We start from the raw sequence: 14,162 nt of genomic DNA on the forward strand, positions 1-14,162 counted from the left end.
TCTTAAATGGTGAGGTGATTATTACGCATTCACCTCACGTCGTAAAAATAGGAACTCTTCGCTTTTCGAATAGCGTGATAGATCTATCAATTTAATAAACGTCATGCTCGCCATAAATGTGCTTTAATCAGGTGAGAAGTGTGTGTTATTCACTATTATTTAGTGAAATACTTTGTTCTTTGGTTTCTATAGAGATAATGGCTCGGTTTGGGTGTTGGTCGAACGTTTTGACATGGCAGTTTCAAGCCCGCATGGTGTCATAGTGAATCCAATACCGTAAACATAACCCAATAAAACAGAAAGGAATCTAAGAAATGGAATTCAAAAAAACCATTCGCCAAGTGAGTTGGCTTCTTATTGTTAGTTGCTCCGTGCTCGGCATTTCAGCGGTGCAGGCAGAAGAAAAGGTATATCGTCTTAAGCTAGCGGAGACTTGGGGCCCAAATACGCCGATTTTAGGCGACGCGAGTAAAAATATGGCTAAGCTCGCCAAGGAGATGTCGAATGGTCGTCTCATTATTCGTATAGATTCAGCCAACAAGCATAAAGCGCCACTTGGTGTGTTTGATATGGTGAAGACAGGGCAATATGATTTAGGGCACTCGAGCTCATATTACTGGAAAGGGAAGGTGCCGAACACCCTGTATTTTTCTTCTATGCCCTTTGGTATGACGACAATGGAACAGTATTCGTGGTTCTATCATGGTGGAGGTGTTGAGTTAATGCAAAAGGTATACGCACCTCACAATATGCTGTCTTTTCCAGGGGGTAACTCAGATATTCAAATGGGCGGGTGGTTTAAGAAAGAGATCAACTCAATTGAAGATTTGCAGGGACTAAAAATGCGTATCCCTGGTTTCGCAGGGGAAGTGTTGGCAAAGGTAGGGGCTAAACCTACGAACATTGCGCCTGGTGAGCTGTATACGTCACTTGAACGTGGCACGATTGATGCGCTTGAGTGGGTTGGTCCAGCCTTCGACTTGCGCATGGGATTTCAAAAAATTGCGCCTTATTACTACACCGCATGGCATGAGCCGGGCTCAGAAACCCAATTTATGGTGAATAAGAAGGTTTGGGCTGATCTGCCTGACGACTTGAAAGTTATTTTAGAAACATCGTTTCGTGTTGCTGCATTTGACATGTATACACAAGCATTGCATGAGAACGCCCAAAGTTGGTCGAAGATGAGTACGGATTATCCAAATATCAAGGTACGTAGCTTCCCGCCAGAAGTCATTGAAGAGTTGAAACAGGCAAATAATACCTTGTTACAGGAACAAGCAAGTAATGACAAACTTGCCAAAGAAATCTTAGATTCACAAGCGCAGTATCTTGCAAAAATGCGTGAATGGACCAACATGTCATTACGTGCGTATTTGAACGATCAAGATTGATACGCTGTAACGACGCAGATTTTAACTAAGCCCCAATGATTGAATGGTCATTGGGGCTTTATATTGATTAGCGACGTTGACAGGAGGTACAACCACGACAGGCTGATCGAGTATGCCGATCCAAAAGACTGCGTTGGACTTTACAGTAGGCATTTTTTAATGCTCGCCTTGCAGAAAACCAATCATCAGGCTTTTCCAGTAGCAAGTATCCGTTGAAACGTTTGACTAATTGCGTTCGATTTTCATCGATGAATCGGCTATCAAAACCGATATCAAAATAGGTCAGTGCCTGCTCTATGGAGGTGAAACTGGCGATGGTTTTTTGAATATCGACGGTGCTCATGTTCTATTTAGCTCTCGGTTCACGTAGCGTTTGATTTACGTAGCTCTTGTTTCATCTAGCTTTTGACTCATTTAAATCATAGGCGATGATAGCATTTTTCAACGCAATGAAGTCTGAACTGCTTAAATACTGCCTCAACGCATTAAACTTGTCGGTTGACCAATCATAAATGTTAAATGAAAGCAGTTCGCTGATGGTTTCCGCATCAAAGCGAGTTTTCACTAAAGCGGCAGGGGAGCCGGCAACGACGCTATAGGGAGCAACATCTTTGGTAACCACACTGTTTGCGGCGACAATTGCACCCTCGCCAATGGTGACGCCGGGCATAATCATACAACGCATCCCCAGCCATGCCCCGTCTTTAATGTGTGTGTCACCTTTGCCTTGGTAGGATTGCTCAATATCCTGCATGAATGGATAGAGGCAAAACCAATCTGCTCGATGGTTATGGTTTCCACCCATTAAAATAATGGTCTCTGCGGCGATGCATACGTAATCACCAATATGTAGCCGATCAATTGGCCACCGTGGATCCCACTCGCGGCTTACTTTGTCGCCGTGTAGGTAGCGTATGGCAGATTCTTCGAATCCATTATCCCAACAGTCGCTGTAATAGCTGTGTTTACCTTTGATCGATATATTTTTATTTTGAACGACTTCGTGCAATAACTGGAATGTAGACCAATGTTTATTGTTCATCTTGTTACCTTGTTTCGGTTGAAATTGATGGTGTGCAAGCCTAAACGCAGGCTCAGCAGTGATCATTCAACGTCAGTGGATTCGTGGTTGTTTTAACAAGGGAATAAGTGCCATTTTTAATGTACCGCAACAAAGCCTGGATGAGGAAGGGCAGAGCCCTATGATGAGTCGAAGCTGTCGTAACATTATTGGACTCTTTATTGTAAGCCGGATGATCGCATAACAATTCGATAGCAGTTGTGCGATCAATCAATGTTATTGCATAGGGCGTCTTGTCATGTCGGTTTGCCCTGACCGGTGGGCTTTTAGCGTAGGATCGTGGAGTTCAATAAGCTCACGTAGTTTTTGTTTGTCAACCAGAACACTTTGTTTCTTATCGTCATTCTTTGCTTCATACATCGCAAAATCGGTATAAATAAGCAACTGCTTAATACTTAAGTTACTGGTGTCTGGCAAAAATACGCCAACAGAGGCCGATAGTGTCAGATTAATATTTTTGCCACGTAGCGAAAATTCAAATGACTCTAACTTAGGCAGGGTTTGCTCAATACGCTTGCCGGATAAGTCACTGATTACGACAAACTCATCGCCCCCGATGCGGTAAATATTGCCTTTAAATGTTTCGTTAAGTCGCTTTGTATAGCAGCGTAAAACTTGGTCGCCGACATTATGGCCGTAAGTGTCGTTAATGTGTTTAAATTTGTTGAGATCGATGTAAATAAGATAATTGCCTTTCCCCAGCGTTTGCTTGCGAATTCGATTCAAGGCGTGGCGGTTTTTCAACTTAGTCAGCGCATCCTGATTCGCTCTATGGTAAGTAAGGAACCAGAAAAAGAGGCTAACCATGACCAATAATGCTAGGAGTGTATTAATAATGTCTAAGCGTTGTGTTTCTTGTTCTTTTTCGTGTAACTCCCGCCAATTTGCTGGTGGCAGATAACGTTTATTGATGGTATCCGCATCAATAAAGTCCAGCGTTCGATTGAAAAGACGAGAGAGGGCCTCTCCGCGTTCGGTTTTGGGAAAGCCGAAACTGAGTTCAGAGCGGTGGAAAGGATGAAAATACTTATCTTCGATGACATTCGAGATTTGCTCGTCATATAAAAGCTTATTTAACGTCACGCGATTGGTTACCGCGTAATTAATCTCTTTGTTGGTCAATCCGGCTAACATGCTTTTTGTATTGGGATAAAAAGTCAGCGCCTTATTTGGAAGTAAACGTTGAGTGACTTTAGCAAATATGTCACCAGTCACGACGCCAATTTTTTCGGCAAATAGCTCAGAAATATGCCTGTGAACTTCTTCTTTAAATCCTATACGTTTGGCTATCACACCATCGATTGCGACGTAAGGCCTGCTAAAATAGGCGAATGTTTGGCGATTTTTTGATGGTGCAATAGGGGTCGTAACATCGCGTTCGCCTTTCTTTATCTTATCAATGCTCTCGGACCAAGGTTCGGTGGGGTCATAAACAAAAGCGCAATCAAGAGCATTCAATTCACAAACTGCCTTAGCAAAATCGACAGAAATACCGCCAGGGTTACCATTTTTATGAGAGAAAACATAAGGCTGTCGTGGATTCAGATATATGGAGATAGGCTTGTCCAAATCCAAATTCGACACTTCTATTTTTCTTTGTAGCTGCTCGATGGCGACGCGGCTAATATAGTCATCTACGTATTTCCTCATTTGCTTTTGGACGTCTTCTTGCGAAATTATTTGGCTGAAGATCTCAAGCAAATCGATATTTTCAGGTTTATTGGTAATGATTGAAACGGGTGGGATAGTGACTTTGTCATTGATCATTTGGGACTTAAACCCTGCATTGAGAAAACCTTCTAACTGAAGGAAAGTACCAATGTAGCCGTCGATGTCTCCGTTGCTTAGTACCTCGTAAGCAACATCATTGTCGTTAAAATCTAAAACACGTTTATCTGGATAATATCTCTGAATGATATCGGTGAAGGCGGTACCCATAGTGTTACCGATAGTGTTCAACTCATCAAAGGGTTTACCATCGAGACTAAAAACATAAGTCGGTTCAATATTCATTGGTGAAGAATAAGAAAAACGTTGGGCACGGCTTTTCGTAAAAGTAATATTGGCGACAAAGTCTAAGTCGGTATTTTCTACAGCGTCAAGGCGATCACTAAAGGTAGGATAATCGACATACGTAAAGGTTATATCTGTTTGCTGCTCGATCGTCGAAAAGATAAACCGCGCTAAAAAATCATGTTTATATGCAGACACATAATACGTTTTAGCGTGATCCTCAGCGTGCGTTAGAGAAGCATGGAGTATCCCCCAAGAACTGATGAAGATAAGCATCAGAACCTCTAAAGAACGACATAACTTGGTGCTCAATTCCAATTCTTCTCTCTAATGCATGGGGTTGTCTATATGGCTTTAATACTAAACATATAAATAGATAATTCAATGTTAACTTGCTGAATAGTAAATGTATATCGAAGTTAAGTGATCATAGTAATGATGTTTTGCTAGAGAATATAAGATCGAGGGCCGAGTTGTGCGGGGTTGGTGAGATAGATGAACGGTAAGAAGCGCGTTTATCTATCTCGAACGCTCACGACGAATGGATCAATTTATTTAGCGATTTCGATTTGTATCTCTTGTAACCCGCCCGCATTGTGCAATTGAGTGAATCCTAGCGACGTTAAATATTGGTAGGCTTGACCAGAACGGTTACCACTGCGGCAATACAAAACGATAGGGGTTGCTTTATCAAGGTCTGAAACATGCTGATCTAGTGTCGACAGAGGAAAATTAATGGCGTTATCTAAGTGTCCATCAGCAAACTCTTGTGGGGTTCTAACATCAATGACCATGGCACCTTGTTGTATTTGTTGCCAACCGATCGCCGCTCTTTCTGATGCAAAAGTGCCTGTGCTCAGCAGCGCGGATAGTAGTGCAATACCCGCCATTAATCGTTTGATGTTCATGCATGATGCTCCTCTGCGTCCTATTAGATAGTGTGCCTTAGCTGTGGTGCTCGAGCAATGAGCGTTCTAACTGTTTCATCGAAAAGTTATACATTAACCAAGCGCTCAATCCTGCCAGAATATTACCAGTAAGTGCACCATAGAATAATCCTTCAATGCCCCCAAGCTGAGATCCAACCCACAAACAGGGCAAGAAGAAAGCAAATAACCGAAGGGTCGAAATAGTTAGAGCGGTTTTGGCTTTACCAAGTGCATTAGATATTGAAACCATCAACATGCAAACCCCTAAAGGCCCTAAACTAATTGGCACGAGAAGCAGATGGTAATGGAGAACCTGATACACCTGATCTTCACTCGTCATTAACGAGGCGAGCGGTTGTGCAAAGATGAATGTGATAATGGCTACGATAAATTGAAAGCCTAAAATGTACAACACGGCGATCTTTACTAGCTTCTTAATATCATGGATGTTCTTCCCGCCTAATAGCTTTCCAATCATTGGAGGCATCGACATGGTTAACGCTAGGACGGTGACGATAGCAAAGAATTCATATCGTGACCCCACCGCCCATGCAGCAACCGCTGCGGTACCAAATGTGGCGAGTAGTTTTGTTGCGAGCATGGAAGACAATGGTGGCAAGAGTTGACTGACCATCGCCGGTGCCATTATCTTCCAAATAGACCGAAGGCTGTGGATTATATTAAGATCACTCCAATCAAATGATGCCCAGCCTTTACCTGTGACTTTCGGCGCGACGACGAGAATGCCAATCCCAAACGCAACAATAGTTGCGATAGCCGCGCCGTTTATTCCCATATCGAAGGTGAAGATAAAAAGTGGATCCAATGCAAGGTTGATTAAGCTGGTGACCATCATCATCATACCAGGCAAAACAGTGTTACCGTTTGAACGACAGACACTGTAGTAAAAATACAATACCGCGCCCACCCACGAACTGACTAACCAATAAGGCCAATAACTGTCGATGACAGGGTACACGGCCTCTGGGGCACTGAGCATTGACAAAATTGGATAACGTAACAGCCAAATAATAACGCCGATAAAGCTGACCCCTAAGCTACCAAATAACAGAATGAGCCCACCAAGTTGTTTGGCATAGCGCTCATCATTCGAGCCTAGTGCGCGAGAGATAATGGCGGTTGTCGCAATACCTAAGCCAACTTGAATACCGATGATCACCATTTGCATTGGCAGGGTGAAGCCTTGTGCAGCGAGAGGTAAGACGCCTAGTTGACCGATAAAGGCACTATCGACAAGTTGAAAGCTCATTAATGACAACACACCTAAAACCATAGGGAGCGTCATTTTAAAAAGCTGGTGAGCGAGGTTTTTGGTTTCTGTATCCACGGTATCATCTTTATTTTGGTTGAATAAAAAACGGGCACCAATGCCCGCTTTTTACTGGATTAGGATGGGTCTGACTTATCAAGATTGTCAGCATAGCCCTTAGGGGGCGGTGTCCAACCACGTTCTCGAGAATGTTTATCGTTCCTATCGACTTTCATTGCCTCTTTGATGAGTTCTTCGAGTTCCATAAAGAGTTGGCGATAGTTATTATCATAACGTGATTCGTCGGTTGCTTGGGTCCAGCCTTCATATAGCGAATCTGACTGCCTATTCTCAATCGTTTTGTATATGGTTTTTTGTTGCTCAACAAAGAAAGGATGGAAACCAAGACTTCTCATCGCTTTTGAGCCTAGCTCTAGTGCAGAGTGATAGGTTTCTGATTCAATACAGTCAGCCCCTGCTTGTCTGAGCTGGTAGCTGTGTCCCCGGTCATACGCACGAGCCAATATTTTAACGTGAGGGTACGTATGTTTCACATATTTTACAAGCTCTACACTGGCTTCGTAATTGTCTATAGCAATCACGAATAGTTTAGCGTCTTCAAGCTTAGCAGTGTGCAGCATGTCAGGTTTGGTCGCATCTCCAAAAAATGATTTGGTTTCAATTTGTCGCATCAAATCCACTTGATCCGCTCTAATATCAAGAACGACGGTCTGCACGTTGTTGGCAACCAGTAGGCGGTTGATGATTTGACCAAAACGGCCAATCCCAGCAATCACCACGCTGCCTTGCTCGTCGATAGTATCTTCCTCTCTATCGTTTATCGTCTTTTCAAACTTAGGCAATATGACCTTATCAAATAAGATAAATAAGGCTGGAGTAAGGAACATCGAAAGCGCAACCACTAACGACAGAATTTGCGCAATATCAGTCGGTAACACATGGTTTTGCACTGAAAAGCTTAATAGAACGAAACCAAATTCGCCGGCTTGAGCAAGACTTAACGTAAACAACCATCGGTCACTACCACGAATCTTGAACATGAGGGCTAAAACATAGAGAACAAGCGCTTTGATTGCCATCACGCCTATGGTCATTGTGATGATAAGAATGAAATCATCGAACAAGATACCAAAGTTGATACCTGCACCAACAGTGATAAAGAAGAGTCCTAGCAACAGTCCTTTAAACGGGTCAATATTCGATTCGAGCTCATGCCTAAATTCACTGTTTGCTAATACGACTCCGGCTAGGAATGTGCCCAGTGCAGGGGATAGACCCACTAAGCTCATTAACGCTGCGATACCAATCACTAACATTAAGGCTGTTGCGGTAAAAATTTCTCGTAAGCCCGATGAGGCAACAAAGCGAAATAGTGGGCGACTGAGGTAGTGTCCTCCAACGACGACAATGGCGATCGACGTTATAATGACGATGCCATAAGCCCAGCCTGGAAGATCGGCGACGAGGCTCAGATCATCGTGGTGTTCCGCGACGTTAGTCGCAACGGATTGAGCTTGTTCTATTAATTCGGGAAGGGCGAGTAAAGGGATAAAAGCAAGCATTGGAATGACAGCAATATCTTGGAAAAGCAATACAGAAAAAGCGTTTTTCCCGCCTTCTGTCTTGGTTAGTCCTTTCTCATTGAAAGTCTGCAATACGATGGCCGTTGAAGAGAGTGCGAAAATCAAGCCGATGGTCAATGATACGGTCCAAGTAAACTCAGCGAAGAGCGCGATCGCCATGACAATGGCTGCGGACCCGCCAACTTGTAATCCGCCAAGGCCCATTAAACGATGTCGCATCGCCCATAACATTTTTGGTTCAAGTTCTAGTCCGACCAAAAATAGCATCATGACAACGCCAAACTCAGCGAAGTGTTGTATCGTTGTCGTCTCTTCGCCAACGAGCCCGATGATAGGCCCTATGACAACGCCTGCTATCAGATAACCAAGAACTGAACCGAGACCAAGGCGCTTTGCAATGGGAACGGCGATGACAGCGGCAAACAGATAGATGAACGCTTGTAAAAAATATCCGGTCATAACGATGACTCCGTGTCGTGAGGCCAATAATGGTTGAGTTTTTCTAAAGGCGCGGCTTTCGCAACGTTAAATTGGTCTGAGACGAGTAACTCAAGGAGTTCTTTCCATTGTTGTCTATGTTCGGTGATACGATGCTCTTCTTTGGCCGTCCGAGAACCAAATAAAACAAAAGGCGGGAGATAGACAAGACCGGTTAGGTTGGCCATTTGCTCCAAAGGTTGAAGGAGTTCCCTGATCGTAAAGTGGTTATAACCATCGGTTTGATAGGCTTCTGCTTTTCCACCTGCTGAGATGGAGCAGAAAAACCGTTTACCGGCGAGTTGTGTACCCTCATGACCATAAGCAAAGCCATATTCAAGCACTAGATCTTGCCATTCTTTGAGGATTGATGGCGTAGAATACCAGTACAAAGGAAATTGGAAGATGATGATATCGTGCTCAAGCAGTCGTTGTTGCTCTTTGTCGATATCGATATGATAAGTAGGGTATTCGGAGTATAGATCGACGACAGTCACTCCCTCAACGCTTAGCGCGTCCTTGTACATTGGCATGTTGACTTCAGAGCGTCGCTGAGAAGGATGCGCATAAAGCACTAAGACTTTGTTTTTAAGATCATTCATATGGTTTTGTATCGTTCCTGAACGTATGGATATTATCGTCAACGAGTTATAATGTTTAGTATACAACAAGCTATTTATCAATTAGTTAAGCTATTTATTATGTCGTTAATCTATTTTTAAGTCATGGCTATTAATTGGTAAGTGATGTAGACAAAAAGCGAGAGAAAAATGGGTGAAATGTATAAAAAGCATGCAAAGAAATACGATGAAGCGATTCAAAATAATGCTTATAACGCTTTGTATGAAAGACCAACAACGTTGGGGTTGCTAGGGGATCTAAACCATAAACATGTCCTCGATCTCGGGTGCGGATCTGGCGTTTACGCGGCTATTTTTCAGAAACAAGGTGCAAATGTGACCGCCATCGATGCATCAGACGAAATGGTGCAAATTACTTTAGCGAAACTGAACGGCAATGGTCGTGTCTATGCGCAAGATTTATCGTTAGGTTTACCGCAGGAAACAGATAGCAAATTTGATGTGGTGGTTTGCCCACTCATGATTCATTACTTACCTGATTTGGCACCGTTATTTGCCGACGTAGCCAGAGTGCTGAAAACAGGAGGAGTCTTTGTCTTTTCAACACATCATCCCATTATTGACTTCGACGCATCGAATCAAAATAGTCACTATTTTGCGGTAGAGAAAATTACTGAATTTTGGGATACGACGGGTGAACCCGTTGAGGTAAGTTTCTATCGTCGTTCTTTGACGAGTCTCTTTGCAGCATTAAAAGATCATGGATTTGTATTGGATACATTTTCGGAAGGCACGCCAGACATCAAAATGAAAACAGTGGCACCAGCAACCTATAAAAAGCTGTCACGATGCCCCAATTTTGTGTTTATTCGCGCAATGAAAGCGAGTTGAGCGAGCTTCATACCGTTCAGTTTTGCTCATGTTGCGGGTGGTTTTGATCTTAATTGGCTAAAAATGGTCTTTTTTTGCTCGGTAACCTGCTCAAATCACGAATCAATTTGGCTTTACTGGCGTGTTTGATTACTATAGACAGCTATCAAAAAACACCGTTATGGACACACTACCAATAGGTAGATGAGGATACGATGCAACAGCTAGAAGAGATCATTGCTAACGCAACCACTGCGATTGATACAGCAGATTCGTTAGTCGCACTCGATGAAGTGCGAGTTCAGTATTTAGGTAAGAAGGGTGAACTCACTCTTCAGCTACAAAGCCTAGGTAAATTGCCACCTGAAGAGCGTCGTACTGCTGGTCAAGAGATCAACAAAGCGAAAGGTGCGGTTCAACAAGCGATCGCTGCGCGTAAAGATGCACTACAACGTGCAGAGCTAGAAGCGAAATTAGCGGCAGAAATGATTGATGTGAGCCTTCCAGGCCGTCGCATCGAGAATGGTGGCCTTCATCCAGTGACTCGCACTGTTGAGCGTATCGAACAGTTCTTTGGTGAGCTTGGCTTTAGCACTGAGTCTGGCCCTGAGATTGAAGATGCATTCCACAACTTTGATGCACTCAACATCGCAGACGATCACCCAGCTCGTACTGATCACGATACTTTCTTCTTCAACCCTGATCTAATGCTACGTACGCACACTTCTGGTGTTCAAATCCGTACGATGGAAAACGGCAAACCGCCTTTCCGCTTCATTGCTCCGGGTCGTGTTTACCGTAACGACTACGATCAAACTCACACGCCAATGTTCCACCAAGTGGAAGGTATGTTAGTTGATGAGAACGTAAACTTCGCGCAGCTTAAAGGCATTCTTAACGATTTCCTTTGTAACTTTTTTGAAGAAGAAGTTGAAGTGCGTTTCCGTCCTTCATTCTTCCCGTTCACAGAGCCTTCAGCTGAAGTTGACGTGAAACGTAAAGATGGCAAATGGCTAGAAGTTCTAGGTTGTGGCATGGTTCACCCTAACGTACTTCGCTCTGTTGGCATCGACCCTGAGAAATACTCTGGTTTTGCATTCGGTATGGGTGTAGAGCGTCTAACGATGCTTCGTTACGGCGTAAATGACCTTCGTGCGTTCTTCGAGAACGACCTTCGTTTCCTTAAACAATTCAAGTAATCCGGGGCAGTCAAAACTATGAAATTCAGTGAATCTTGGCTACGCGAGTGGGTTAAACCTGCAATTAACAGCGAAGAGCTAGCTCACCAAATCACTATGGCTGGTTTGGAAGTTGACGATGTAGAACCTGTTGCTGGTGAATTCACCGGCGTTAAAGTAGGTAAAGTGGTTGAGTGCGGTCAGCACCCAGACGCAGACAAACTACAAGTTACAAAAATTGATATCGGCGAAGAAGAGCTTTTAGACATCGTATGTGGTGCATCTAACTGTCGTCTTGGCCTAACGGTAGCAGTAGCAACCGTTGGCGCAGTACTTCCTGGTGATTTCAAAATCAAGAAAGCAAAACTACGTGGCGTTCCATCGCACGGCATGCTTTGTTCTTTCTCTGAGCTAGGCATCGACGTAGAGTCTGACGGCATCCTTGAGCTGCCAGAAGGCACAACGCTAGGGTTAGACGTACGTGAGCTTCTTGAGCTTAACGACGTCACCATCGACGTAGACCTAACAGCAAACCGCGCAGACTGCTTCAGCATCCGTGGCCTTGCTCGTGAAGTTGGCGTACTAAACCGCGCAGACGTGACAGAGCCAACCGTTGACGCTGTTGCAACAAGCATTGAAGACACAGTATCTGTTGAAATCAAAGCAACGGATGCTTGTCCACGTTACCTTGGCCGTGTGGTTAAGAACGTAAACGTGAAAGCGGAATCTCCAATCTGGATGCAAGAAAAACTGCGCCGTTGTGGTATCCGTTCAATCGACCCAGTGGTAGACATCACAAACTACGTGATGCTAGAGCAAGGCCAACCAATGCACGCATTTGATCTTGCTAAGATCGAAGGCGGTATCGTGGTTCGTCTAGCAGAGCAGGGCGAAAAGCTAACACTTCTAGATGGCAACGAAGCTGAACTAAACAGCAACACGCTTGTTATCGCTGACCAAAACAAAGCACTAGCCATCGCTGGTATCTTTGGCGGTCAAGATTCAGGTGTGACTACTGAAACAACTGACGTACTTCTTGAAGCGGCATTCTTCGCACCGGACCACATCCGTGGTCGCGCACGTGCTTACGGCCTTCACACAGATTCTTCTCTACGTTTCGAACGTGGTGTTGATTCAACACTTCAAGCAGCCGCTATGGAGCGTGCAACACAGCTTCTCGTTGAAATCTGTGGTGGTGAAGTTGCGCCAGTAAACGGCAGCGAATCTGACGCTGATCTTCCTAAAGCAAACGTCGTTGCTCTACGTCGCGCTAAGCTAGACAGCCTACTAGGTCACGAAATCCCATCTACAGACGTAGTGGAAATTCTTACTCGCCTAGGTTGTGAAGTTACTGTTGTTGAAGATACAGAAAGCACAGACGCAGGTTGGACGGCAACGTCTCCATCTTGGCGTTTTGATATCGCAATCGAGCAAGACCTAATTGAAGAAGTAGGTCGTATCTACGGTTACGATAACATTCCAAACCAAGCGCCTAAAGCGGCACTTAAAATGAATGACCACAAAGAAGCTAACCAACCGCTTAAGCGCGTTCGTGACCTTCTTGTCGACCGTGGCTACCACGAAGCCATCACATACAGCTTCGTAGAACCAGAACAGCAAAAGCTTGTTGTACCTGGTGTTGAGCCGCTAATCCTGCCATTCCCAATCTCTGCGGATATGTCAGCAATGCGTCTTGGCCTAATCCAAGGTCTTCTAAACACCGTTGTTCACAACCAGAAGCGTCAACAGTCTCGCGTTCGTCTATTCGAATCAGGCCTACGTTTCATCCCTGAAGCAACCGCTGAAAACGGCATGCGCCAAGAAATGATGCTTGCGGGCGTTATCTCTGGTACGCGTGGCGAAGAGCACTGGGACATGGCAACGAACACTGTCGATTTCTTCGATCTTAAAGGTGACCTAGAAGCCGTTCTTGAGCTTTCAGCGAACGAAAAAGCATACAGCTTTAAAGCCGCTAAGCACCCAGCACTTCATCCAGGTCAAACTGCGGCGATCGTTGTAGACGCTGGTCTCGAAACTGAGAAAGAAGTGGGTATCATTGGTACTGTTCACCCAGAACTAGAGCGTAAGTTTGGGCTTAACGGCCGTACTATCGTATTCGAAATCGAATGGGCAGCTATTAACACTCGCGTGCTTCCAGAAGCCGTCGCAGTATCTAAGTTCCCTGCAAACCGTCGTGATATCGCACTGGTTGTCGATGAAGCTGTTGCTTCTGGCGACATCGTTGAAGCGTGTATCGCTGCTGGTGGTGAGTTCTTAACAGACGCCAAGCTATTCGACGTATACGTTGGTAAAGGTGTAGAAGAAGGTAAGAAGAGCCTAGCTATCGCACTTAGCCTACAGTCTGTAGAGCGCACACTTGAAGATGCAGACATCGCTGGATCAGTCGATGCTATCGTCGCCTCTGTTGCTGATAAGTTCAGCGCGGTATTACGCGACTAATCTGACGTTCCAATGATAAGACTAAGGCGAGCGATATGAAGCTCGCCTTTTTTGTATCTAAAAGAAATAATCAACCTGAAATTCTAGTCTGCAACCGGATATTTTGTCCAGTTCCAGAGTGGGAATTAAACGTGTTTCATATCCGATATTTAGCCGCAACTCTCTGTTTTTGCTTGTTATTTCTGTAAAAAATGTGTGCTGGATTAAGGTTTTTGTATTTAGTGGGGTATCCCTTTTATTCTTTTTTAATGGGTTTTAATGGCGTTTAATGTTGGTTTTTTTGTTTATTTTCCTTTGTATTGGAT

The 14,162-nt window shown here is 44.2% G+C and carries 11 protein-coding genes; 4 read left to right on the forward strand and 7 right to left on the reverse strand.

Annotated features, from left to right (window positions below; genetic code table 11):
* Window positions 1–314 precede the first annotated feature (314 nt).
* Window positions 315–1,394, forward strand: coding sequence for a TRAP transporter substrate-binding protein (locus tag ACE1OE_RS14915; RefSeq protein ID WP_449211527.1), 1,080 nt, complete (start codon window positions 315–317; stop codon window positions 1,392–1,394).
* Between the two features lie 67 nt (window positions 1,395–1,461).
* Here ACE1OE_RS14915 and ACE1OE_RS14920 read toward each other — a convergent pair whose 3' ends face one another.
* The 7 genes from ACE1OE_RS14920 to ACE1OE_RS14950 all read right to left on the reverse strand — a co-directional run bounded on the left by ACE1OE_RS14920 (window position 1,462) and on the right by ACE1OE_RS14950 (window position 9,370).
* Window positions 1,462–1,737, reverse strand: a complete 276-nt coding sequence (locus tag ACE1OE_RS14920; RefSeq protein ID WP_102467841.1) for a nitrogenase-stabilizing/protective protein NifW — start codon at window positions 1,735–1,737, stop codon at window positions 1,462–1,464.
* Between the two features lie 51 nt (window positions 1,738–1,788).
* On the reverse strand, window positions 1,789–2,436 hold the full coding sequence (locus ACE1OE_RS14925) for a CatB-related O-acetyltransferase (RefSeq protein ID WP_449211528.1): 648 nt from the start codon (window positions 2,434–2,436) through the stop codon (window positions 1,789–1,791).
* A 255-nt stretch (window positions 2,437–2,691) separates the two neighbouring features.
* A complete protein-coding gene (locus ACE1OE_RS14930) occupies window positions 2,692–4,800 on the reverse strand; it encodes a transporter substrate-binding domain-containing diguanylate cyclase (RefSeq protein WP_449211529.1) in 2,109 nt (702 codons plus the stop codon).
* A gap of 239 nt (window positions 4,801–5,039) precedes the next feature.
* Window positions 5,040–5,378: a rhodanese-like domain-containing protein gene (locus ACE1OE_RS14935; protein WP_449211569.1), complete on the reverse strand. Its 339-nt coding sequence runs from the start codon at window positions 5,376–5,378 to the stop codon at window positions 5,040–5,042.
* Window positions 5,379–5,433: 55 nt separating this feature from the next.
* Window positions 5,434–6,723: an MATE family efflux transporter gene (locus tag ACE1OE_RS14940; RefSeq protein WP_449211570.1), complete on the reverse strand. Its 1,290-nt coding sequence runs from the start codon at window positions 6,721–6,723 to the stop codon at window positions 5,434–5,436.
* Window positions 6,724–6,824: 101 nt separating this feature from the next.
* Window positions 6,825–8,750, reverse strand: a complete 1,926-nt coding sequence (locus ACE1OE_RS14945) for a monovalent cation:proton antiporter-2 (CPA2) family protein (RefSeq protein WP_449211530.1) — start codon at window positions 8,748–8,750, stop codon at window positions 6,825–6,827.
* Window positions 8,747–9,370 (reverse strand): NAD(P)H-dependent oxidoreductase, encoded by a 624-nt coding sequence (locus ACE1OE_RS14950; protein ID WP_102467836.1) that lies wholly within the window; start codon window positions 9,368–9,370, stop codon window positions 8,747–8,749. The genes ACE1OE_RS14945 and ACE1OE_RS14950 overlap by 4 nt, the downstream gene beginning before the upstream one ends.
* Before the next feature lie 168 nt (window positions 9,371–9,538).
* Here ACE1OE_RS14950 and ACE1OE_RS14955 point away from each other — a divergent pair, with 168 nt between their 5' ends.
* The 3 genes from ACE1OE_RS14955 to pheT all read left to right on the forward strand — a co-directional run bounded on the left by ACE1OE_RS14955 (window position 9,539) and on the right by pheT (window position 13,857).
* A complete protein-coding gene (locus ACE1OE_RS14955) occupies window positions 9,539–10,240 on the forward strand; it encodes a class I SAM-dependent DNA methyltransferase (RefSeq protein ID WP_449211531.1) in 702 nt (233 codons plus the stop codon).
* A 194-nt stretch (window positions 10,241–10,434) separates the two neighbouring features.
* On the forward strand, window positions 10,435–11,418 hold the full coding sequence (gene pheS / locus ACE1OE_RS14960; RefSeq protein WP_372060249.1) for a phenylalanine--tRNA ligase subunit alpha: 984 nt from the start codon (window positions 10,435–10,437) through the stop codon (window positions 11,416–11,418).
* A gap of 18 nt (window positions 11,419–11,436) precedes the next feature.
* Entirely contained in the window at window positions 11,437–13,857 is a 2,421-nt protein-coding gene (gene pheT, locus ACE1OE_RS14965; RefSeq protein WP_449211532.1) for a phenylalanine--tRNA ligase subunit beta, read from the forward strand.
* The last annotated feature ends 305 nt before the right edge of the window (window positions 13,858–14,162 follow it).

It is taken from the genome of Vibrio sp. E150_011 (assembly GCF_053544015.1).

Excerpts from the sequence above, each read along its gene's own strand:
- ACE1OE_RS14915 (WP_449211527.1), top strand. The coding sequence starts at position 315 with ATGGAATTCAAAAAAACCATTCGCCAAGTGAGTTGGCTTCTTATTGTT.
- ACE1OE_RS14920 (WP_102467841.1), bottom strand. The coding sequence starts at position 1,737 with ATGAGCACCGTCGATATTCAAAAAACCATCGCCAGTTTCACCTCCATA.
- ACE1OE_RS14925 (WP_449211528.1), bottom strand. The coding sequence starts at position 2,436 with ATGAACAATAAACATTGGTCTACATTCCAGTTATTGCACGAAGTCGTT.
- ACE1OE_RS14935 (WP_449211569.1), bottom strand. The coding sequence starts at position 5,378 with ATGGCGGGTATTGCACTACTATCCGCGCTGCTGAGCACAGGCACTTTT.
- ACE1OE_RS14940 (WP_449211570.1), bottom strand. The coding sequence starts at position 6,723 with ATGACGCTCCCTATGGTTTTAGGTGTGTTGTCATTAATGAGCTTTCAA.
- ACE1OE_RS14945 (WP_449211530.1), bottom strand. The coding sequence starts at position 8,750 with ATGACCGGATATTTTTTACAAGCGTTCATCTATCTGTTTGCCGCTGTC.
- ACE1OE_RS14950 (WP_102467836.1), bottom strand. The coding sequence starts at position 9,370 with ATGAATGATCTTAAAAACAAAGTCTTAGTGCTTTATGCGCATCCTTCT.
- ACE1OE_RS14955 (WP_449211531.1), top strand. The coding sequence starts at position 9,539 with ATGGGTGAAATGTATAAAAAGCATGCAAAGAAATACGATGAAGCGATT.
- pheS (WP_372060249.1), top strand. The coding sequence starts at position 10,435 with ATGCAACAGCTAGAAGAGATCATTGCTAACGCAACCACTGCGATTGAT.
- pheT (WP_449211532.1), top strand. The coding sequence starts at position 11,437 with ATGAAATTCAGTGAATCTTGGCTACGCGAGTGGGTTAAACCTGCAATT.